The organism is Candidatus Hydrogenedentota bacterium (genome assembly GCA_012523015.1).
Lineage (GTDB): Bacteria > Hydrogenedentota > Hydrogenedentia > Hydrogenedentales > CAITNO01 > JAAYBJ01.
In genome coordinates this window covers 1-22,125 of record JAAYJI010000297.1, presented here as the reverse complement: position 1 = coordinate 22,125, position 22,125 = coordinate 1, and the positions used below count along the sequence as shown (strand labels likewise).

The window sequence follows — 22,125 nt, the reverse complement described above, 5'->3', positions numbered from 1 at the left end:
ACGTAGAACACACTCCCGTCTCTGAAATCAATCCCTTTCTCATAAATTCGCAGGGGCTACGGTCACTTCGCGCAAGGCTTTAATGCGTACCGGGCCCAACAAGCCCGAAAGCGGCAAAGGCTCAAATCCGGTCAATACCGCTGTGGCGTGCTCCGAAGAAACAGCAGTTTCACCAAAGATCGGGCGCAAGGCTTCGGGCACATCCGGGAAAGTCTCCATTCCCGCCACGCGATTGATCAGCGTATTGGTCACCTCAAGATGGAGCGTGTTTTCTCCCGACCCGATAATTCCCTCCAATTCAAATTCCTGTCCATTCATCCAGTGCACACCCACGGGGCGGCCGTTCATCGAGAGAACGGCTATATTCCCCACCGCGCCCGCAGACAACCTTAACCGTATATCAGGCGCGCTGTAACATTCGGGAAGTTCGAAATTAATAGAATAATGTGCCGTTCCGCTGAAATGACGTAAGTCAGATTCTTTTGTCCAAGACCGCAGCACCGACCAGTGCCGCTCTGTGAGAAAAGTTTCCGTGCTCGGAAACTTAAGGGTCCACGTGCCGCTGATCTCGAAGTCTGCAGGCAATCCCTCAACCTGAGACGTACCCTTAACGACGGCGCTGCCATCATGAAAGTGGTAGTGATGAATACCGTTATGGTCGGCAAGCGCCGTGAAGCCTTGCACACCGGCATCAAGAATCTCGGCAAAGTCGCTCCTTAGCACATGGGGATTTTTCGCAGCGCCATCATTAGAATGTTCAAATACAATCAGAGCGGACTCGAAAGGCGCTAATGAAAGCGGCAGTTCTGTATAGCTTCCCTCCCGCCTATAGGCAGCAAGGGCATGACCCGTTCCTGTGTGGGGATCCCACCGAAATGGACATCCCTGCGCCTGACGGAAGCCCAAGGGTGCAATGCTCGGTGTATATTGCAGATTGGTTACGAAATAAATATCCCTGTCCGCAGAACGACGATGGACAAAGGCAAGTCCTTCCTTGTTTCCCCGACCGGCTGGAGTTCGTTCACTTTCCAAATCCGGTACGGTGATTTCACGCAACGTCTTCAAAAATGGGTCAAAGGGAGCCAAATGCCAATCCAAAGGATCTTGTCGATCCAGCACTTGACGGAGACAAAAACTTCTGCCTTTGCCGCAGTGCTTTTCTCCGGCCTGCTTCGCCCCCGCAGGCATAGTGAAGAGTTCTGCACTCAATTGGCGCACTTCTTCATCCCGCGCAGCATATTCGTGGAATCCCGTAGAGAATTCCGGAACTCGTTCCAGTGCGACAACCGTTCCGCCCCCAACTATATAGGTTTTAAGTTGCAGCATGCTTTCAACGGGTAGAGATTCAATAGCGGGCAGAATCAACAACTCGTATTCCATCTCCCCTAAACGGAGCTTACCGTCATCTAAATCCGCGCGCTGCAACACCTCGTCATTGACCAAATCGAAGGCATAGCCATTAACAGAGAGCAGATGCCCCAACTCACCGAAATCAAATTCACGGGTCCATTTACGCGCGTTTAACACGCTCTTTGTCCATTGATTCGCCAAAGGTGAATAGACCGCAATATCCACGACAGGCTGACCATAACGCAGTGCGGCACAGCAGCGGGCGGTGTAAGAGGACAAGTAATGATAATGACGCCACCAAATATTTTCGGGGCTGATGCGGATCGCCGAAAAGAACCCCCGTGTCGGAACGATATGGCGTTCCGGTGATGCAATAAAGCCGTGGTTATAAATCTTGTTCGCGCCGGCACAGAGAAATCCGTCCGTTGCAATTTTAAGTTCTTCCAAAGTCGCACGGTAAGGCTGCCAATGCAGATAGGTAAATGCCTCAGCACTCACAATATTTCGACCATATAGATGCGCCCCCGATGTCACGTAGGCACGAGGACCGATGCGGGGATCATACCAAGGTACAGCGTCCTTTTCTCCCGGCGTAATTTCCATTTCGGGTATATATGCTTTACCGGCACCCTCAATCGTGTCGGTGACAAAGCCATAGGGCTGAATGCGCCCGCCTACGCCATGGCGCGAACACCAATCCAAAAATACGCCGAAGAAAGCATCCAACCCTCGTTTGTGCAAAAAAGCGTTGACATCGTATCGAATTTTGGAGGATAAATCATCTACCTCCCACCACAGCGCAGGCAGCCAAAGAGTAAGTGCATATCCCATTTCTTTTTCGAAACGATCCAAAAAGTCGGCACTCCAATACAGACCGTTGCGGTAAATAGGCACCTCGAAACTATCACCGAAAAAGGATTCTACGGTGGTACCCATATAATCGCCGAGAGCGGCACTGTACTGAGCACCCAGTCTTTCGCAATAGCGCTCCATCGCTTCCCGGTTCAGATGATTCACCGCCAGGCTGTTGTCTCGGCGGCTCAGCCAAAAGGCCATAATACGCCACTTCCCCTCAGGCACCTGCCATTGCAGCAAGCCCTCTTTCACGAAAGGTGACAAGAGCGTCAAGCTGTCGGCCGCCAACTTGCCTTCCGATATGCGGGCAGCCACAACCTCACACAACTGATCTTCATCATCAATAAAGGCCATGGAGCGTTCCATGTCGGCGGGATTCATAAAAGCTTCTTTGGGCAAAGTCTCATCAACATAGTGAGGCCCTTCCACATCCAAAAAACTGGCAAGCATCACCTGACTCTGATCTTCTTTCGGAACCCAATCACCGCCCCAAATCCAGCCGGGCCCGCCAAAATTGATTGAAAATGATAGATCCCGTTTCGCTGCCTCCGCAACGGCAAAACGGAGGAGCTCAAAATATTCCGGCGACAGATAGGCATGATTTCCCCGTGTATACACAGGATCCATGGTGATTTGTTCCACGCCGCCTATGCCCTGTTCACGCATTTGATCCAACTGCCACCTTATATCTTCTTTGCGCAAGGCATTCCCCATCCACCACCATCGTGTATGAGGTCTGCTGTCGCTGGACATTTCACTAAAACGATCAAAAAGATCGTCCGCACCCCAGACCACAGGACATACGCCACCGCCCATCACCGCCACCAAAAACAACAGCGCCGCCGCGCCTTGTACTAACGCAGGCTTCATAGAAAGATCCTCGCCTTTGATTGAGCCACAGATTAAGAAGTGTTCAAAATACCGGTAACGACCATTCCAAAATCTTAACATAATTAAATACAAAGGCACGCAGGGGCGCGCAGATTCCCCGGTATGGAGAGATGCGGATGCGAAAGCAGCGGTATCCGACCCGGAGGATAGGGGGCTTCAGCATGGCTCATCAAATGGCTCAAATCTCTGCTCATTAGATTGCTCATCAACTACCGGCTTTCGGGGTCATTTTGAGTCATATATTGGCACTATAAGCAGTTTGGATGCGGATGCGCATGCGGGGGGCGATATACAGAAAAACCCCTGTAAACAGGGGCTTTCCGATGAAAAAAAATGGAGCCGGCGAAGGGAATCGAACCCCCGACCTGCTGATTACAAGTCAGCTGCTCTACCATCTGAGCTACACCGGCGCATAAAAAGACAACTATTTAAACTGCTTCGAGCAATTTTTAAGAATTATAATGTACTGACCACTTGAAATCCAAATAAAAGCCGGAACCCGGGCGGCGCCGATTGCTGCCTCCGGTCTTTTTACAGAGAAGGGTCTTAGCTTACCGCACGGCTGACCTTCCCCTTGGGTTCAAATAATAAAATTTTTTTGACTACTTCTCTCTAAAAGGGTATTATTCTTATATGAAAGTTAATATAGACTCATTGATTCGATAGGAGCTTGAGAAGTCATGAAATATGCAAAGCTTTTACTTGTTTGTGTGGTCGTTCTCTTGTGGGTTCTTTCTTTCAGCACGACCGCCCACGCCGCCGGCGACGATCTATCGGCGGATAAAGATTTGGCGCAACAACAAGGACTCGGCAACAAAGAAATCGACCAAAGCAAACTGCCGGGAAAATTGCAATATGCCATTGTGATCGGTTCCGTTATTGCAGCAGTAGGTGTGATCAAGTTTGTGTAATTGTTTTTCCAGTCTCGAATGTCTTTCATGCAGTAAGGCAGTAGTGTTAATCGTAGATGAGAAAAACAAAACTGCATTAGTCCCCGTTACAGGGTAAGATAAGGACTTGTCGTGGCAGATCGAATATTGTGGTTGGATGAAGATTCTGTTACACAAGAATTAGCAGAAAAGTACTTAAAGGCAAGCTATTCCCTTCACTTTTTCTCCGACCTTAGTGACGCCCGCGACTATCTCTACTTACAGGACTGCCCCTTGGTGGTTTGCAGCTCCGGTATCCCCTGCAACGGTGAGACCTCACCCGTTCGTCGCATAGCCGAAGCGAGCCCGGAAAGCAGCATCTTGTATCTTTATACGGAGGCAGAAGAAAATACGGTGTTGGATGCCGTGCGCGACGGTGCCGACCACGTGCTCGTAAAACCGTTTACCCAAGATCAGCTCCAATTTATGATTCAAATACTCTTCGAATCCTATCACCGCAATCTAAAAGGACGCCGTGATGATTTGAAGTTTCAAGAAGAGGCGCAGAAGACTTCGGAAGAGTTAAAACGCGCCAACAAGAATCTGCGCGAAATTCGTACTTATTTAGATAATCTGCTGAACAGCTCCATGGACTCCATCTTAACGGTGAACCGTGATTTTTATATTACCTACGCCAACAAAGGGACCAGTCTCATGATGGGCTATAGCGCCGATGTTCTGATGGGTCTCCCTTTCGGCAGCTTTTTGCAGGGCGGCGAAAATGAATCCGAACAGCTGCGTCAGCAATTGGAAACAGCGCCAATTCAAAACTATAGCACGGAAATGCTCCATGAAGACGGGCATTTTATTCCGGTAATCATTTCTCTGTCCCGGGTATGCAAACCTTCGGGCGAGGTCGTGTCCATACTCGCCATTATCAAAGATATTACTGAGCAAAAAGAATTGGAGAATGCCCTCAAAGAAAAAAGCATTACCGATGATTTGACGGGCTTATTCAATCAGCGTTATTTTTACGAACAGCTCTTATCGGAAATGGAACGGTCTAAACGTCAAAACCATCCGCTGTCACTCCTATTATTTGATGTAGACCATTTTAAACAATATAATGACACCTATGGTCATCTTGAAGGCAATGCCGTCTTAAAATCTATTGGGGATATGGTACGCGAGTCCACCCGTAGTTATGTGGACATTGGCTGTCGATACGGCGGCGATGAGTTCACCATTATTCTTCCTGAAACGGGCATGCACCATGCCTTCAATATTGCGGAACGTTTGCGCAACTCCTTCGCAACACGAAAATTCGACCATTGCACCTTGAGCATCGGATTAATTACCTATGATTCGGACTTCACCGCGGAGACCTTCATACGTTATGCCGATGAAATGATGTATTTGGCGAAACGTTCCGGCGGCAACCAAATCTGCGCGTTCACAGAAGAACGTAAAGCAGAACAGCAGGAAGGCTGAGTTTACAAACAAATCTGGAACCGAAACTAACTTCATATGAGGAGGACAACGGTTGAAATTTGGTATTTGCAATGAAATATTTAAAGAGTGGAACGACATTGAACGGACCATTAACTTTGTTAAAGAAGCGGGCTATGACGGACTCGAGATCGCTCCCTTTACCTTGGCGCAATATGTCTACGACATTCCCGCATCTACGCGATCTGCTATTGTTCGCCATGCTCAACAGGCTGATCTCGATATCTTAGGGATTCACTGGGTCTTTGTGGGACCCGAGGGCGTACATCTCACCCACCCCGACGCTGAGATCCGAAAATTTACCACGGACTATCTCATTGACTTGGTACGCTTTTGCGGCGATATAGGCGGCAAAGTGTTAATATTCGGCTCGCCCCGTCAACGCAACGTAGGAAGGGATGTCACCTATAACCAGGCCATGGATTATGCGCGGGAAGTCTTTGAAGCGGCACTGCCCAGCTGCGAAGAGCATGACGTGACCATTTGCATGGAACAGCTCACCCACTGGGAAACGAATTTCTGCTACACCCCGGAACAGACTGTCGAACTGATTGATGCCATTCATCATCCTAATTTCCAGCTCTTGCTGGACACAAAGGCAATGTCATTCCTCGAAGACGATCGTGCAACAGTCATTAAAAAGTTTGGCAAGTATTTGCGGCATTACCATGCCAACGATACCAATTTCCATGGACCCGGCTGGGGCGATGTAGACTTTGCGCCCATCTTCGAGGCACTGCGTGCCATCAATTATGACCATTACGTATCGGTAGAGGTTTTCCGATTTGAAGCGGGACCGGAAAGCATTGCCCAACGCAGTTTGGCGTATATGAAACGTTTTGTCCCCACGGCCTGAACCCGGGATACAACAAAGCCCTTAACTTAACCCTGCCGCCCCCAACAAAGGACAAGAAAAAAACGTGCTGGTTTCCTGCACCATCTTGAGCCTTGTTCGCGGCGAATGCAGATTTCTTTCAACACAGCACAACCAGAGGAGTTCAGCATGAACGACAAATTGATCATTGGCATGCCTGCCGGTTCTCTCGCCGACCCTAAACGAGGCGGCAATTTAATTACGCTCTTCAAAGCAGCGGGCTTCCCTACGAAAGGCTATGAAACAGGCGGCCCCACCTCCTTCCCCTTGCACACCATGCTCTTTGGATGGGATGGACGGCCCCAAGAATTCGGCGCCCAGCTTGCCTTGCACGAAGTGGATGTCGCTATAAGCGGCGACGACTGGATCCGTGAACGGGTCCTTGAATACCGTTTTGAATATGGACAGGATATTGCGCTGAAAAAAGTCTTGTCCCTCAACCGAGGCAAGATACGCATCGTGATTGTGAAAACACCTTTAGAAGGGTACCCCTCCTTTGATGCGTGGTTGGACTCGCTTTTATCTACGCGCAAAATCATACGGGTCGTATCTGAAATGCCTTATATGGCAATTGACTGGTTCCGCAACAAGGCGCAATCAGCAGGCTATGAATCGCAGTGGGATACCTTCTCTGTTCAGAAATATAACACACCGCCTAAAATTGATAAGGGCTTGGTCGTTTATGAATCATGGGGCAAAACGGAAGCGAAAGTACTCCACGGCGGCGTGGATTTTGGCTTTGAAATTACACAGACGGGAAGCGCTATCCGCAATTATGGGCTCGAAATCGGCCCTGAAATCATGCGGTCGGAAACAGGTATTTGGACCAGTCCTGAACTAGCTGATAACCCGGTCAAAAAAGAACTGGCAAAAATGTTCCTGCTGAATATGTATGGCGCCGTCTTTGCGGAAAACAAGGTGCTGATCTTTTTTAATGTAAGAAAAGACGCTGTGAAACCAATCATTTCCTATCTGGAAAAGAATCTGTTGTTCGGCGACGAACCGACCATGACTGAAGGTTTAAATTTTACCGAATTCAGTATTCAAATGAGTACAGCACAGCATACCTTGCCTCTGGCACAAGTGCGTTATGACCTTGCCTGCCTCGGCGCCACCCATATTGAAACAGTGCCCCTCGATTCGAGTATCCCCGGATTGGACGTGATTGAACTTTGATCCGAATCCCCTAAGAAAGCAGAATCAAACTGAGGGCGATTTACACCATTCAATTGACATCTGCTAAGCCTGTGTTTTAGAGTATCCCTTATATGGCGAATACTCGGCAACTACCCGGGCTGCGATAAATTACCCCTCTGTTTCTTGACCGGGCTCAAGACTATGGCGCCGGGAGCAGGTCAGACCGGGTTGTATAAAAAAAATTAGGTGACAGGTTCTTTCAAACCCATCACCGCCTATGATCGCTTTGGGTCATGAGGAGATATAACCATGAGTTTACAACATGAATTGGAACAAATAGGCAAACAGGCGCGAAGAGCATCCGATATCTTGCGCTCCATGCCCCGCTCCGTTAAAGATGCGGCACTGTGCACCGTAGCGGAAATGCTGCGTGCATCGAAGAAACCCCTCAAAGAGAAAAACGCCTTGGATCTCGCTGCAGGCAAAGAAAAGGGGCTGTCCAACGCCATGCTGGACCGCTTAGAACTTAACGATGAACGTATTGATGCCATGGCGGAAGGATTGGAAGCCGTTGCAGCGCTGTCTGACCCCGTCGGTGATATTGTCAACCAATATGTGCATCCGAAAGGGCTGAGAATCGCACGGATACGGCAACCCTTGGGCGTGGTCGGTATCATCTATGAAAGCCGTCCCAATGTTACGGCTGAGGCGGCAGCGCTCTGTCTAAAATCAGGCAATGCCACCATCCTGCGCGGTGGTTCAGAATCCATTCATTCCAACGTCGCCATTGCAAACTATTTCCGAGAAGGCGCTGTGGCCGCGGGAATCCCCGAACATGCCGTACAGATATTGACGACCACCGACCGCGCCGCGGTGGGTGAAATGTTGAAACTCGATCAATACATTGATGTTATCGTGCCCCGTGGCGGTAAAAACTTGATTGCACGCATCTACGACGAATCACGCATTCCTGTGGTGGCGCATCTTGACGGGATCTGCCATACCTACATCCATGAGGATGCCAACCCCGACATGGCAAAATCCATTGTGCTCAATGCAAAGCTTCAGCGCGCCGGTGTGTGCAACGCTATGGAGACCCTCCTTTTTCATGAAGCTGCCGCTCCCCTGCTCCTGCCGGGCATAGCGAAAAGCCTCGAGGCGGGCGGCTGCGAACTGCGCGGCTGTCCCCGTACCCAACAACTGATCTCCTGTGCAGCGGCTACTGAAGAAGACTGGCACACGGAATACCTCGACAAAATTCTTTCCATCAAAATCGTTGGCAGCTTTGAAGAGGCTGTCGAACATATTAATGAATATGGCAGCCATCATTCAGATGCCATCGTAACGGAAAGTTATGCTTTGGCAGAACGCTTTTTGGAAGAAGTGGACAGTGCCACCGTTTATGTGAATGCCTCTACCCGCTTCACCGACGGATTTGAATTCGGATTGGGCGCAGAAATTGGTATTAGTACAAGCAAACTCCATTGCCGTGGTCCCATGGCCTTGGAAGGACTCACCTCGCTGAAATATGTTATTCGCGGTACGGGACAGATTCGTGAATAGCGCCCTGCGTATCGGCATCTTTGGCGGCACCTTTGATCCCATTCACCTCGGACATCTCGCAATTGCCCGCGCTGCTTTGAAGCAGGCACACTTGTCGAAAGTACTCTTTGTGATCGCCGCTGACCCGCCGCACAAGCCGGGTCAGACCATCACACCTGTTCATCTCCGTGTTGCCATGGTGAAAGCCGCCCTTCAAGGGGAAGCCGCCTTCGAACTCAGTGAGATTGAACTGGAGCGGCCGGGCCCCTCCTATACAGCTGTTACCCTTGCCCACATTCAACAAACCCTGCCCACGGCGCAGCTCTTTTTTATAATCGGCTATGATTCTGCGCTGGATTTCCCTAAATGGTATCGACCTGACGAAATCCTCCAACACGCAGATTTGTTGATTGCGCCGCGCCCGGAAAACAAAGAGCCCCTGCCCGCTCTGTTGGATGATCATCACCAATTACTGGATATGAAAGAGTGGTCCTTATCCTCTTCCCATATCCGTGATACCATTAGGGCAGGCAGCATGCCTGTGGACACGCTGCCCGATTCGGTGATAACCATTATCCGCAAAGAAGGGTTGTATTCGTCATGCCCGTAGTGAAATGTGTAGAATCAAAACAGTATCTTCAAGCGTTGCGCAACCGCCTTCCCGAAACACGAGTCAGTCATAGCGTGTTCACAGCAGAATACCTTTCTTCCTTTGCGCCTGCCCTCGGTTTGGACCATGATGAAGCGGTCACGGCGGGACTGCTCCATGATTATTGCCGAGACTTGGAGCCCGCGTCCTTCTTGGAAGAAGCACGGCAGCGGCGCCTGCCCTTAAGCGATATCCATCTCCAAGAGCCTGTCCTCTTACACGGTCCTCTCGCGGCGTCACGATGTCGTGAAGAGTTCGATATATCCGAAACGGTCTACGACGCTATCTATTGGCATACCACAGGCAAGCCCGGCTGGGGGCTGCTCGGACAAGCCCTGTATGTGGCGGATTTCGCAGAACCATCGCGCCGTTTTCCCGAAGCAGAGGAAGCACGTACTAAGCTCAGAAAAGAAGGCTTCGACAGCGCACTATTGTATGTGACGGAAGCAACGCTGCGTTTTACTGAAACGAAAGCCGTGGTTGACCCCAACACGCAAGCTTTTTTCATGTGGCTTCAAAAAACAAAGAACGCGCAAGAATGAACGATGATTTTCAGCCTATAGCCGCCTATTATGATTCGATTATGAGTCATGTAAACTATGCCAGATGGGGCATGATTACCGAAAAATTGGGCCGTATGTATCCCCAACCGCTGCGTCATTTGGATGCAGGATGCGGCACGGGAACACTGATGGAACAACTGATGAATCCAAACTGGCAGGCAGTAGGGATCGACCTGTCCCCCTCTATGCTTGCTGTCGCCCAACAACGCAAGCTTAAAGCTCTGGCTGTTGCCGACTTTTGCGCACTCCCCTTCAGCAACCAATTTCACCTGATCACCTGCCTTTTCGATTCCCTTAATTTTTTGTTGGAAAAAGAACAAGTTGTACAAGCCATGACCTCTTTTTATCATGCCTTGCAGCCGAACGGAATGCTCTACTTCGACATCGTGACACAACGCATGATTGTAAACCATTTCAACAATGAAACGTGGGAAAAAGAACACGCCTCTTTCCGCTCCTTTTGGCGCAGCACATATAAGCGGAACAAAAAACTATGTGAGACCCAAGTGCGTATCAATTCAGGAGCTGTCTCCACGACCAAGGAAAGAATTTACAGTGTTGATTTCCTTGTTGATGCGATCGAGCAATCGGGCCTTACCCCGCTCTTCGTCAAAGATGCGTACAATTGGGAAAAACCGGGACACAGGACAACACGTATCGATTTTGTCGCTTTAAAAAGCAAAGACCCCGCCGTCATCGAATCCTTTAAACAAGTGGAAACGCTTATTGGACCGCTGGGCTAAAAGACAGCGCCGGCAACAAAGGTTGTGAAGTTTGACTTTAGTCCAACACTCTTCTTATGATATGGGCGTTTGGGGAACGTAAAACAAAAGATATACCCGCATATCCTTTGTTTGAAACCGCCGGGGGCACGTGCTTTTATTAACACTAAACCGTTGAAACATTCCACAGGAAAGGACATTACTGTATCCATGACCAATAGACTTCCGAACACAGACATTGAAATCATCCAAGCCATTGAACGGGGACACATCAAACATGTGCTCTTTGACTTTGACGGTACCATCAGCCGCCTGCGCGAAGGCTGGCAGGAAATTATGGCGCCGGTCTGCGTGGAAATGATCTGCGGTAATACAACGCCCACTGAAGCGATCATCCGGGAAGTGGATGAAATGATCGACGAAACAACGGGCATCCAAACTATTTTTCAGATGCAGCGCCTCGAAGAAATGGTGCGTGCCCATGGGCTCGTACCTGAGACGGAGGTCCGCACGCCCGTCGAGTACAAAAAAGTGTACAACGATCGGCTCATGGAACCGGTTCGCGCCCGCATCGCCCAGCTTGAAAGTCAAGAAAAAAACGTGGAAGACTTTTTGATCTATGGCGCCAAAGAATTTCTGGATCTCATTGCCGCCAAAGGGGTTACCATGTACGTATTCAGCGGCACGGATCGCGACGATGTGCGCAATGAAGCCAAATGCCTTGGCGTTGATCACTATTTCGAAGAGATTTGGGGCGCGCTGCCGAGCGTTGAGGAATACTCCAAAGAAAAGATCATTAAAGAGATCATCGCAGAACATGATTTGCGCGGCCCGGAAGTGCTGGCTATCGGCGACGGACCTGTCGAATTGCGCAATGTCAAAGATGCAGGCGGTATTGCCCTGGGCATTTGCTCCGATGAGAAAAGCGGACGCGGATGGGACGAGTCTAAACGTCCCCGTTTGCTGCGCGCCGGCGCGGATATACTCGTTTCCGACTTTGGCGAAGCCATCGCCCTGATCGACTATCTTTTCCCCTGAGCCAAGTCCCTCCCCTCGCTTGAAACAAGGCTCAGCAAAGCACCAACATAAGGGAGCTACGCAAAGAGCGCAGCTCCTTAGCCGGGATGGTTTGGTGAGTACAAGATAGACTTGCGCCTCAAACAGAGCTGTCCCTCTTTTACCCACGCTCTGCCTCGTTCTTTGAGATGGGCTACCAGCTTTTCGCGCCACTGCACAAGGGTAGCGGCATGCTGTGCTTGTACAGCGAGATTGACACATTCGCCGGGGTCCTCAACTAGATCAAAGAGCATCTCGGACCCGTCAAAGGCGTTAAAAATATACTTGGTTTTGCCGTCAGTCATTCCGCTCCAATGATTTCTGTCGTCATAACAAAGGTCATGTTCCAGATCGATCGCATCGCGCCAACCCTCGGAATCGCCTGTCAGCAGGGGCAATACGCTCTTCCCGTCCATGTCTTCCGCACCGCCAAGACCTGCTGCATCTAAAAAGGTGGGCAATACATCGCGGAGTTCAACCACCTCGTCGCGTACTTGACCACGGGGGGCTTGCATCATCTTTTCCGGCCAGCGCATGAGGAAAGGCACCCGGGCGGAGCCTTCATAGGCGTAGGTTTTCCGCCAGTGATGATGATCGCCCAGCATGTCGCCGTGATCGGCTATATAGAGGATCAAGGTTTCTTCCAGTATATTTTTCTCTTCCAAGGCATTGAATATACGCCCAATTTGTTCATCAATAAAACTCACATTGCCGTAATAGCCGCAGCGCGAATGGCGTGTCGTTTCAGCGCCCATATCACCATGCCATATGCTGTCTTTCGGACCGTTTCGCTCCTCATAGTCTTGACACCAATCTCCAATGAACCGTTCGGGGATGGCGCGGTCTTGATACAAATTAAAGAAACGCTGCGGCGCGTCATACGGGCTGTGAGGCCGGGAAAAAGATACTTTCAGAAAAAAAGGCGGCTCCTGATCATAGCCCTTGAGATAATTAACCGCTACATCACCTGTCCAGCGGGTAGGATGCAATTCTTCCGGTAACACATACGCTTTTCCGCAATAGTCATTCCACCCGACACCGGTAGCGTCTGGATCAAGATTGGGCGCCATAGTTTCAAACCAAGCCCGATAATCACTTTTAAACTCAGGATCAACAACCCGTCCGGATTCATCCAAGATCATTTGGTGGTAACCGTGACCGTTGCGCTGCGGATGAAAATGGCACTTCCCAATCGCACAGCTTTGATAGCCGCCGTCACGCAGCATTTGCGGCTTTTCCTTGTCGTACTTTTCGGCTACCCGACCGAAACCGAGCATCCCGTTGCGCCACGGGCCCAAGCCTGTGAGCAAGGCGGCTCGGGCAGGCGTACAAGAGGGCACACAGCTATACGCGTGTTTGAAGCGTGCCCCTTCACGAGCGATACGGTCGAGATTAGGCGTAAGGATGGCATCATTGCCGTCAGCGCCCAAACAATCGCCTCGGTGCTGATCGCCCATGATCATCAGGATATTGGGCCGCTTCATCTCCCCTGCTCTTGCATTGAACTGGAGGGATGCGGCAGCTAGGGCACCGCCTGTTACGCCCAGCCATTGACGCCGTGTTATCGTGTTCTTCATAAAAGCTCTGCCTTTCATTTTGCTGCCTTATCGTTTAGCTTTTACTAAGGGCTGCAAGGAAGCCCAAAATTTATCCATATGCGCTTCCATTGCGCGGACCCGCTCTTTTTCCGACCCTGCAAGGTTATGTTGCTCTTCAGGATCGGCATTAAGATCAAAGAGCAGGGTCGGATGGGCTACGGGCTTACCGTAGATTTTTCCGTTGAAGGGACGCTTTAATTTCCATTGTCCCAAACGCAGGGCATGGTATTCTTCCAAAACGAAATAATGGAATTCTTCCTGGTCGCGGTCTTTTCCTTCCAAAAGGATGGGACCTATATTCTCACCATCTAAGGGCCGGTCATCGGGTACGGCCCCCCCAGCCAACGCGACAAAAGTCGGCAAGAAATCAAGGGTACTGGAAAAAGACCGTTCTACACGGCCTGCCTCGATGTGCCCACGCCAACGCATAATACAAGGGACACGAAATCCGCCTTCAAAAGCGGAGCCTTTCCCCTCACGAAGCGGAGCGGCACTCCCGCCTGCACTTTCTTGCGACAACCACGGGCCGTTGTCACTGGTAAATATGACCAATGTATTCTCGTCCAAGCCTCGATCCTGCAGCGCCTTCAATATTTCGCCTACGCTCCAATCGAGTTCTTCAATCACGTCCCCGTATAAGCCTCCCTTCGACTTGCCTACAAAGGATTCCGACCTATGGAGCGGCACGTGGGGCATGGAATGGGGAAGATAGACAAAAAAGGGCTCGTCCTGATGGTGGTCGATAAATTGGATCGCTTCTTCCGTATAGCGACGGGTTAGGGTGTCTTGTCGTGCAGGCTGTTCGACAATCTCTTCATTGCGCATAAGGGGCAGCGGCGGATCCCCGCGCTCTTCAACCGACATATCATTGCTGTAGGGCAATCCGAAATAATAATCAAAGCCGTGCCGGGTCGGCAAGTATTGAGGTAAATGACCAAGATGCCATTTCCCGATGCACGCCGTGGCATAGCCTTGCTTTTTAAGTAAGGAGGCAACGGTGATTTCCGTGGAATCCAAACCATCAGCGCTTTGCGGGAAGAAGACACGATTGATGCCTAAACGGATGGGATAACGTCCTGTAAGCAATCCCGCCCGGGCCGGCGAACAAATGGATGCACAAGAATAGAAATCCGTGAAGCGCAGCCCTTCTTCCGCCATACGGTCCAGGTTGGGCGTGGAAATTTGCGGCGCGCCGTAACAGCTCAGATCACCATAACCTAAGTCATCGGCAAAAACAAGCACAGTATTGGGAGGCCGTTCCGACGCTGCGCCCGCCCCTAGGCTCTTGCCCGACACCATAGCGCCCACAAGTCCCGCTCCCAAATATTGCAAGGCTTTCCTGCGATTTAGTGTATTCATAAGTGACTCCTTAAATTTATTTTAATTTAACGGAGCCAAAAAATACAAGAAAGCTTTCTTTCGCCCCTAGATCAAAACGAAATACAAGCTTTTCCTGAAAAAAAGCAGCCCAAGTCCCCTAGGGAACCGGGCTGCATGATAACAAGCTCTAGTGATTATCTGAAAGACAAGGATTATTTGGCTACTTCAACGGCGCGGGTTTCGCGAACAACAGTAACCCGAATCTGACCGGGATAGGTCATTTCAGTCTCTACTTTGCGCGCAAGATCACGGGACAATTGCGCTGCCTCAGCATCATTCACTTTATCGGGCTGCACTACGACACGTACTTCACGGCCCGCTTGAATGGCATAGGATTTCTCGACGCCGGGAAAACCGTTTACCAAGTCTTCCAATTGTTCCAAGCGCTTGATGTAATTCTGGAGCATCTCACTGCGGGCGCCCGGCCGTGCAGCGCTCATAGCATCGGCAGCTTGCACCAATACGGCGATGATGCTGTTCATCGGCATCTCACCGTGATGAGCGCCAATACCATTGGCGACATTCTCGTTCTCGCCATAGCGGCGGCTGATGTCATGACCCAATACGGCGTGAGAACCTTCAACTTCATGGGTGAGGGCTTTTCCAATATCATGGATCAGACCGGCACGCTTCGTTTCCTGAACATTAACGCCCAGTTCCGCAGCCATTACCCCTGCCAAATGGCAAACCTCCAGAGAGTGGCGCAACACATTTTGACCATAGGACGTACGGAAACTTAAGCGGCCCAGTAATTTCACCAACTCGGGATGAAGGCCGTGAACGTCGGCTTCCAGACACGCCTGCTCGCCGCGTTCTTTTATAGAAGCGGTCATTTCCTGTCCTACTTTTTCGACCATCTCCTCAATGCGCGCCGGATGAATACGACCATCTTCGATGAGACGCTCCAAGGTGATACGGGCTGTCTCTCGACGGATTGGATCAAAACCGGACAATACCACCGCTTCCGGCGTATCATCGATAATGACGTTAATACCCGTGGCGCTTTCCAAGGCACGAATATTTCGGCCTTCACGCCCGATAATACGCCCTTTCATTTCGTCATTGGGCAAGGGCACCACAGACACGGTACTTTCAACCACATGATCCGCCGCACAGCGCTGCAACGCCTCGCCAATAATCCAGCGTGCTTTCTTTTCGGAATTTTCGCGCAGCTCATCTTCAACACGCTTCAATTCCAACGCACAATCCCGCTTCACTTCGTTCTCGAGGCGCACATATAACTCACGGCGCGCAGCATCGGCAGTCATCCCGCCAATAGCTTCCAGCTTGGCAATTTGATCATGGATTACCGTATTTAAACGGTTACGTTCTTTTTCATTTTCCTGTTCCCGCGCCACTAATTGCCGTTCTTGCGTGTTCAGACCCGCAGCCGTTTTATCAAGGGTTTGTGCCCGTGAATCCAGACTTTGTTCTTTCGATGCAAGCCGTTTTTCAATGCTGGCAATTTCTTTGCGCAGTTCGCGTCCTTCCCCCTCCAGCTTTGCACGCAGATTGATTTCCAACTCTTTGAGTGCGGTTTTTCCTTCTTTAACGTGAGCGGCGGCGTCCCGTTCAGCATCCGAACGGAGTTGCGCAGCCTCGCGGCGGGCACTATTCAGATAGCCCCCGGCACGAATTCGATTGAATACAAAAGAAAAGAAAAACCCCAAAACTAGGCCAACTACGGCCGCAATTGCAAAAAACATATGGTGAACTCCCTACCCATTTAAGGGATTGTAAAAAAAATGTCTTAAATGACGGCAGGGAACTACGCGAAAAGACCCAGCAGACTATGATTCGCTGACACACCTCTCCTAGTTAGGCTTGTCAGGGTGATATTCTTAACATGTGGGGCTATCATATGGGAAACGCCGACATCCGGCGGCTCTATTTTATTGATAAAGAGCGACTTTGCCATTCATATATCCTGTCGTCACTACACTAATATTTATCCAAGCAGGCTATAGTATATCTGAATAAAGCTCACAATGTCAATATATTATTTCCCTTTTACAGCAATTATTCGAGAAAAATCAAGACTTATTTAACGGCTCCTTAGCTTCCTTTAAACGGCGCGCCCCTATGTATTTCAGTTAAAAAGACGAGAGACTTCGTTCAACTTTTCTTTTTATACACTGTCGATATCTCATGCAGCAAATTCAATTTATTCTATATTTGGTCAAATAATTTTTACAATAATGTATATAAAAATACGAATTAAATGATCATCAACTGCGATCGATACATTCTTTTAAAACTTCACTAAAATCTAAAATCAATCTCCTATTAAGAATAGACTAAACTAAATAAGGGTTGAGAATTGTGCCTCATGCATGAAATCTTTTCATGCTACGCTGCGGAACCCCGCTTCTTTATGGTTTATTAAAATTTGATCCTCAAAGAAGTCCTTTGTACAATATGCCAAGTTAAGCTATTTTGCACTTCCCCTAGTCTCCTCTAATACCAATCAAAAAATGACAGGTGACAAATGAAACGACTACGTATCGGTGTAATAGGTACCGGACACCTGGGTTACCACCACGCCCGTTTGTATAAGACAATCCCCAATCTTGAACTGGTCGGAATTGCTGATACCGGCGCTGCAGCGCGACAACGGGTGGCACAAGACTTTGCTGTGCCCGCCTATGCCGATTATGAGGAATTGCTGAACCAAGACTTGGACGCCGTATCGGTGGCAACCCCCACCCATACCCATAAAGACGTCGCTCTGGCAGCGATTTCTAAGGGCGTCCATGTATTGGTGGAAAAGCCCATTGCCTCCACGCCCGACGAGGCACGCGCCATGACCACTGCTGCTAAAGAGAAGCATGTAATCCTACAAGTGGGCCACGTCGAGCGTTTTAACGGCGCTGTACTCGCCCTTTTCAAGTCGGATATTAAACCCAGTTTTATCGAATGTCATCGGCTCAGCCCCTTTTCAGGGCGCAGCAGCGATGTGAGCGTCGTTCTCGACCTCATGATCCATGATTTGGATATTATTCTGCAATTGACTCAAAGTGAGCCCGTTCAGGTCGATGCCTCAGGCGTGCCTATTTTCTCAGAACAAGAAGATATTGCCAATGCGCGGCTTCGTTTTGCATCCGGCTGCGTTGCCAACCTGACGAGCAGCCGTGTATCCATGGAAGCCATGCGCAAGATCAGGATCTTCGATCCCAACGCGTACATCTCCACCGATTACAGTGCCCAACAAGTCTTGGTCTACCGTAAAAAACCCGGGCCTCTGCCCAAAGAAGGCAATTTCATGCAGCACATCAGCGTGACCCCCATACCTGTCCACAAGGAAGAGCCTTTACGCTTAGAGTTGACCGCCTTTATTGACGCGGTCCGATTCGACGCCGCGCCAAACGTATCCGGTGACGACGGATTGCATGCACTGGAACTTTCATGGCGTATTCTGGAGGCAATCCGAAACAGTCCATGAAACACATCTTTCTGATAGCGGGCGAACCCTCCGGTGATATGCACGGAGCCCATCTGATACGGGCACTCCGCGCTGCCGATCCCGAACTGCGTTGCTCAGGCCTGGGCGGCGTCCAAATGCAACAGGCTGGCATGGAACTGCATTATGACCTTGCAGCAGATCCTGTTATGGGCTTTGTGGAGGTATTACGCAAGGCATTGCCTCTGCGCCGCCTTTTCCTCGACACGCTGGAAAGGGTACGTCGTGAACGGCCCCGGTGTATTGTGCTTATAGATTATCCCGGCTTTAATTTGCGCTTTGCCAAAGCAGTCCATGCCCTGGGCATCCCCGTTATTTACTATATAGGGCCGCAAGTGTGGGCATGGAAACGTAAACGTTTGGATACCCTCGCACGTGTTGACAGCAGTATGCTTGTCATTTGCCCTTTTGAAGAAGACCTTTACCGCAATAAGGGCGTGGATTGTGTGTATGTTGGGCATCCCCTTTTGGATGAAATAGCGCGAACCGTCCATTCCGACACAAAAAATAATGGAGCGCCTATAATTGGGTTGTTGCCGGGAAGCCGCGCCCAAGAAATCCGGCGCATTGCTCCGGTCATGGCGCAAACAGGCATTTCATTACTCAAAAAATATCCCGAGCTGCAATTTGTTACCCCCTGTCTTGATGAAGCACGGGCGGCAGAACTTCGGCTGCTTATGGCCGGGCTGCCCGTCGAAATCGTGATCAAGGGCATGCACCAAGTACTCGCACAATCCCGGTGCTGCTTGGTCGCCTCCGGCACAGCCACACTGGAAACCGCCCTTTTTGGCGTACCCATGTGCATCGTCTATAAAGTCAATCCCCTGAGCTACTGGCTTGCACGTCTCTTTGTACGGGTTCCTTTTATTGGACTTGTCAATATCGTACTGGAACGGGAAGCAGTACCGGAACTGATTCAACATGAGGCGGTGCCGGAAAAGATTCTTCCGATCATGGAAGATTTGGTGGAAGACAGTGAAAAACGCCGCAGAATGGAAGAAGATTTGGAAGAAGTAAAACGACGTTTGCAGCCGCCGGGAGCATCTACGCGGGCAGCGGCTGAAATCCTTGCCTTGATCAATCGGAACTGACACCACCCGCTCGGTTTCACTGTATCCAAGACTTTTGATATACTTTCCCCTTATAAAAAGCACATCCTTGTTGGTCGCGCCAGAAACGTATAAAATAAACTGCGAACCCATTAACCTCCCCAAATAGCAAGAAAAGATTATGGCTAACGATACACTCTACATGACCCCTGACGGGCTTGAAAAAATGAAGGCTGAACTGGAAGCCTTATATGTACGCCGCAAGGCTGTAGTTCAGACAATTGAATACGCCCGCGGATTGGGCGATTTAAAAGAGAATGCCGAGTATCACGCAGCTAAAGAAGAACAAGCGCTGGTACATGCGAAAATCAATGACCTTGAATCCAAAATATCACGTGCCGCCATTATGGATTCTTTGGAGCGTGACACGAGTAAAGCCTTTTTAGGCGCTACCGTGCAAATTTTTAATATGACTACCCAAAGCGAAAGCACCTTGCACTTGGTCGACTCTGCAGAAGCCGATATTTTACAAGGGAAAATGTCTGTCCAATCTCCCGTGGGCAAGGCGTTATTAGGTAAATCGGTGGGCGATGAGGTTGTCATCCAGGTACCTGCGGGACAGATGATAATGAAACTAGTCGCCATCAGCTATGACTGATTGACAGCATTAAAAATAAGCGGCTCGGTGGAAGCGTTAAAGATCTGCGTAAAGAAATTGACCGCAGTTCTCCGGGGCTTAAACGACCACGGCTCCGCTCAACATTAATCTATCCTGTAAAGGTCTATTTGTTTTATCTTGCCCTGCCTTTATAGGACAATAATAAGACCTTGTTATAAACTATGGAAGACTAAAGATTTTTTGCGCGCTCAGCACAATATGATAAACTACAGCAACGTGTTGTGAAGGGAAACATTATGTCAAAAAAAATACTACTGACCCTAATGCTCTGTTTTGCCATGATCCTTGTGGCGGCTTGCCAGCCGGAACCGCCGCCGCCGCCACCCGAACCGGAGATTCCGCCGGAGCCTACGCCCGCAGAATATCACCAACAGCTGCGCAGCGTTATGGGCGATCTGCTTATGTCCGGAATAGCGGCGCCCCATGATTCCCTCATACCCGACATGATCACCCAATTACAGGGACGACGCACCCAGTTGCTCACCACCGACAACGGACGGGAAGCGCTGAATATGATCACCCGTGACGTTGACGCTGCATTGAAGGTTTCTCGTGACGAAGAACGGTGGCGTAAAATTGCCATCCTCTGCCGGATCTATATGGTATTCCAACCTGATAATAACCGCTATGAGAAGACCCGAGAATATGCAGAATTGATGCTTAAGCGGCCAATCTTGACGGTTACCGGCTTTATCGAACTCGATAATGATTTATATGTATTTATTGATCTCTTTGATCCCAATGACGGTGAAGTAACTGCCTATCGCGTGCGTGAAGGAGAAGAATTCCTTAATGTAATGCGCATTGTTAAGATTATAGGCAATCAACAAGCCATTGAAGTGGAATATCTGCCGCTGCACTATACATGGGAATGTGTTGGCCCCAAACTGCGCGATAAAGTAGGTCCGGATCGCAAAGTAGAACGATAAGTTCAATACCTATAAAATAGAAATCATGCCGCCCTCCATGGAAATGTCAACCCATGCGGGGCGGTTGTATCCATAAAAGCAGCGCTTATCCTGCGCAAACTCGGATAGGGTGTATCACTGAAAAAAGTCGGTATATATCCACAAGGCACGGATAAACCCATTACCGTGAAATCTGCAGTCCTATTGATGCTGCTCATTTCATTGGCATGTGTTGCAACCTATTACAACACCTTTCCCGGTGAATGGGTATGGGACGATGTGTCCTCCGTTCTCTTGCATCAGCACGTACGTGACACAAGCAAGCTGTTCCAATTGTTCCGTGAAGATCAACATGCTTTTGGACGGGGTGAAGGCAACTTCTACCGGCCCTTAGTCTCTGCTTCTTTCATGATCGATTATTGGCTCAGCAGCGGACCATCCCTTGAGGAAGTGGAAACACTCAAGGGACCGGAAGTGTCTACGACTATCTTCCATTTGACCAACCTATTGCTCCATTTGGCGGCTGCCCTGTTGTTCGCATTGCTTCTCTATAGACTTTCCGTCCCTGCCTTTGTATGCTTCGCAGCGCCCCTCATCTTTGTGGTTCATCCCCTGCACACGGAAGCGGTGGCGTATATTAGCGGCCGCGCGGACATGATGTCCGGAATTGGTATCCTCGCAGCACTTTATTTCTCCGTGCGCGCTACCCAGTCCTCTTCCCCCCTGCTCTCCATCATTGCCGGTGCAGCATGCTTTGTCTTCGGATTGCTCAGCAAAGAATCCTCACTCATTTATCCTTTTTTGCTGGTGATGCTGCTCCTTTTCTTGTGTACCAACCGACAAAGCGAAAAAACGCCTTGGTCGAAGATAACGGCTCCCATGGCGGCGGCCGGCGCCATCTTAGTCGTCTATCTCATCTTGCGTTCCACGGTACTCCGCTTTGTTGAATCCACAGGCACCCATGCCTCAAGCCTTACACAGCGTCTCTTCGAAGCTTTTCAATCCTTAGGACTCTACCTGAAACTGCTCTTCGT

18 protein-coding genes and 1 tRNA gene are annotated in these 22,125 nt (G+C 49.8%); 14 read left to right on the top strand and 5 right to left on the bottom strand.

Translation table 11 applies throughout. The features are described 5' to 3' along the window. Positions 1–39 precede the first annotated feature (39 nt). Entirely contained in the window at positions 40–3,075 is a 3,036-nt protein-coding gene (locus GX117_13025; GenBank protein ID NLO34251.1) for a hypothetical protein, read from the bottom strand. A gap of 355 nt (positions 3,076–3,430) precedes the next feature. Continuing rightward, positions 3,431–3,506 (bottom strand) — tRNA-Thr (locus tag GX117_13020). A 270-nt stretch (positions 3,507–3,776) separates the two neighbouring features. On the opposite strand from GX117_13020, the gene GX117_13015 reads away from it, so the two are divergent. The 9 genes from GX117_13015 to GX117_12975 all read left to right on the top strand — a co-directional run bounded on the left by GX117_13015 (position 3,777) and on the right by GX117_12975 (position 11,999). Beyond that, positions 3,777–4,007 carry a hypothetical protein gene (locus tag GX117_13015; GenBank protein NLO34250.1) on the top strand — a complete coding sequence of 77 codons (231 nt, stop codon included), beginning with the start codon at positions 3,777–3,779 and terminating at the stop codon, positions 4,005–4,007. 111 nt (positions 4,008–4,118) lie between these two features. Next, entirely contained in the window at positions 4,119–5,456 is a 1,338-nt protein-coding gene (locus GX117_13010; GenBank protein NLO34249.1) for a diguanylate cyclase, read from the top strand. Positions 5,457–5,508: 52 nt separating this feature from the next. Then, positions 5,509–6,330, top strand: coding sequence for a sugar phosphate isomerase/epimerase (locus tag GX117_13005; GenBank protein ID NLO34248.1), 822 nt, complete (start codon positions 5,509–5,511; stop codon positions 6,328–6,330). A 147-nt stretch (positions 6,331–6,477) separates the two neighbouring features. Beyond that, complete coding sequence (locus GX117_13000; GenBank protein ID NLO34247.1) at positions 6,478–7,524, top strand: hypothetical protein; 1,047 nt, start codon at positions 6,478–6,480, stop codon at positions 7,522–7,524. A gap of 270 nt (positions 7,525–7,794) precedes the next feature. After that, on the top strand, positions 7,795–9,048 hold the full coding sequence (locus GX117_12995; protein NLO34246.1) for a glutamate-5-semialdehyde dehydrogenase: 1,254 nt from the start codon (positions 7,795–7,797) through the stop codon (positions 9,046–9,048). Further along, a complete protein-coding gene (nadD, locus tag GX117_12990; protein NLO34245.1) occupies positions 9,041–9,637 on the top strand; it encodes a nicotinate (nicotinamide) nucleotide adenylyltransferase in 597 nt (198 codons plus the stop codon). Before GX117_12995 ends, nadD begins: the two co-directional genes overlap by 8 nt. Beyond that, positions 9,628–10,218: an HD domain-containing protein gene (locus tag GX117_12985; GenBank protein ID NLO34244.1), complete on the top strand. Its 591-nt coding sequence runs from the start codon at positions 9,628–9,630 to the stop codon at positions 10,216–10,218. Before nadD ends, GX117_12985 begins: the two co-directional genes overlap by 10 nt. Then, on the top strand, positions 10,215–10,982 hold the full coding sequence (locus GX117_12980; GenBank protein ID NLO34243.1) for a class I SAM-dependent methyltransferase: 768 nt from the start codon (positions 10,215–10,217) through the stop codon (positions 10,980–10,982). Before GX117_12985 ends, GX117_12980 begins: the two co-directional genes overlap by 4 nt. Positions 10,983–11,171: 189 nt before the next feature. Then, complete coding sequence (locus GX117_12975; GenBank protein NLO34242.1) at positions 11,172–11,999, top strand: HAD family hydrolase; 828 nt, start codon at positions 11,172–11,174, stop codon at positions 11,997–11,999. 77 nt (positions 12,000–12,076) lie between these two features. On the opposite strand, the gene GX117_12970 is transcribed toward GX117_12975, so the two are convergent. From GX117_12970 to rny, 3 genes are all read right to left on the bottom strand, one after another. After that, on the bottom strand, positions 12,077–13,594 hold the full coding sequence (locus GX117_12970) for an arylsulfatase (protein ID NLO34241.1): 1,518 nt from the start codon (positions 13,592–13,594) through the stop codon (positions 12,077–12,079). Between the two features lie 27 nt (positions 13,595–13,621). Continuing rightward, positions 13,622–14,914: a sulfatase gene (locus GX117_12965; protein ID NLO34240.1), complete on the bottom strand. Its 1,293-nt coding sequence runs from the start codon at positions 14,912–14,914 to the stop codon at positions 13,622–13,624. A gap of 233 nt (positions 14,915–15,147) precedes the next feature. Beyond that, positions 15,148–16,701, bottom strand: coding sequence for a ribonuclease Y (gene rny / locus GX117_12960; protein ID NLO34239.1), 1,554 nt, complete (start codon positions 16,699–16,701; stop codon positions 15,148–15,150). Positions 16,702–17,483: 782 nt separating this feature from the next. On the opposite strand from rny, the gene GX117_12955 reads away from it, so the two are divergent. The 5 genes from GX117_12955 to GX117_12935 all read left to right on the top strand — a co-directional run. Beyond that, on the top strand, positions 17,484–18,437 hold the full coding sequence (locus GX117_12955) for a Gfo/Idh/MocA family oxidoreductase (GenBank protein NLO34238.1): 954 nt from the start codon (positions 17,484–17,486) through the stop codon (positions 18,435–18,437). Continuing rightward, positions 18,401–19,546, top strand: coding sequence for a lipid-A-disaccharide synthase (lpxB, locus tag GX117_12950; GenBank protein ID NLO34237.1), 1,146 nt, complete (start codon positions 18,401–18,403; stop codon positions 19,544–19,546). Before GX117_12955 ends, lpxB begins: the two co-directional genes overlap by 37 nt. Positions 19,547–19,685: 139 nt before the next feature. After that, positions 19,686–20,162: a transcription elongation factor GreA gene (gene greA / locus GX117_12945; protein ID NLO34236.1), complete on the top strand. Its 477-nt coding sequence runs from the start codon at positions 19,686–19,688 to the stop codon at positions 20,160–20,162. A 257-nt stretch (positions 20,163–20,419) separates the two neighbouring features. Then, a complete protein-coding gene (locus tag GX117_12940; protein NLO34235.1) occupies positions 20,420–21,112 on the top strand; it encodes a hypothetical protein in 693 nt (230 codons plus the stop codon). Positions 21,113–21,277: 165 nt separating this feature from the next. Further along, positions 21,278–22,125: hypothetical protein (locus GX117_12935; protein NLO34234.1), on the top strand; the 848-nt coding region annotated here is incomplete at its 3' end.

Excerpts from the sequence above, each read along its gene's own strand:
- GX117_12985 (NLO34244.1), top strand. The coding sequence starts at position 9,628 with ATGCCCGTAGTGAAATGTGTAGAATCAAAACAGTATCTTCAAGCGTTG.
- GX117_12975 (NLO34242.1), top strand. The coding sequence starts at position 11,172 with ATGACCAATAGACTTCCGAACACAGACATTGAAATCATCCAAGCCATT.
- lpxB (NLO34237.1), top strand. The coding sequence starts at position 18,401 with ATGGCGTATTCTGGAGGCAATCCGAAACAGTCCATGAAACACATCTTT.
- GX117_12940 (NLO34235.1), top strand. The coding sequence starts at position 20,420 with ATGTCAAAAAAAATACTACTGACCCTAATGCTCTGTTTTGCCATGATC.
- greA (NLO34236.1), top strand. The coding sequence starts at position 19,686 with ATGGCTAACGATACACTCTACATGACCCCTGACGGGCTTGAAAAAATG.
- GX117_12955 (NLO34238.1), top strand. The coding sequence starts at position 17,484 with ATGAAACGACTACGTATCGGTGTAATAGGTACCGGACACCTGGGTTAC.
- GX117_13000 (NLO34247.1), top strand. The coding sequence starts at position 6,478 with ATGAACGACAAATTGATCATTGGCATGCCTGCCGGTTCTCTCGCCGAC.
- GX117_12980 (NLO34243.1), top strand. The coding sequence starts at position 10,215 with ATGAACGATGATTTTCAGCCTATAGCCGCCTATTATGATTCGATTATG.
- GX117_13015 (NLO34250.1), top strand. The coding sequence starts at position 3,777 with ATGAAATATGCAAAGCTTTTACTTGTTTGTGTGGTCGTTCTCTTGTGG.
- GX117_12970 (NLO34241.1), bottom strand. The coding sequence starts at position 13,594 with ATGAAGAACACGATAACACGGCGTCAATGGCTGGGCGTAACAGGCGGT.
- GX117_12995 (NLO34246.1), top strand. The coding sequence starts at position 7,795 with ATGAGTTTACAACATGAATTGGAACAAATAGGCAAACAGGCGCGAAGA.
- GX117_13025 (NLO34251.1), bottom strand. The coding sequence starts at position 3,075 with ATGAAGCCTGCGTTAGTACAAGGCGCGGCGGCGCTGTTGTTTTTGGTG.
- rny (NLO34239.1), bottom strand. The coding sequence starts at position 16,701 with ATGTTTTTTGCAATTGCGGCCGTAGTTGGCCTAGTTTTGGGGTTTTTC.
- GX117_12965 (NLO34240.1), bottom strand. The coding sequence starts at position 14,914 with ATGGTGTCGGGCAAGAGCCTAGGGGCGGGCGCAGCGTCGGAACGGCCT.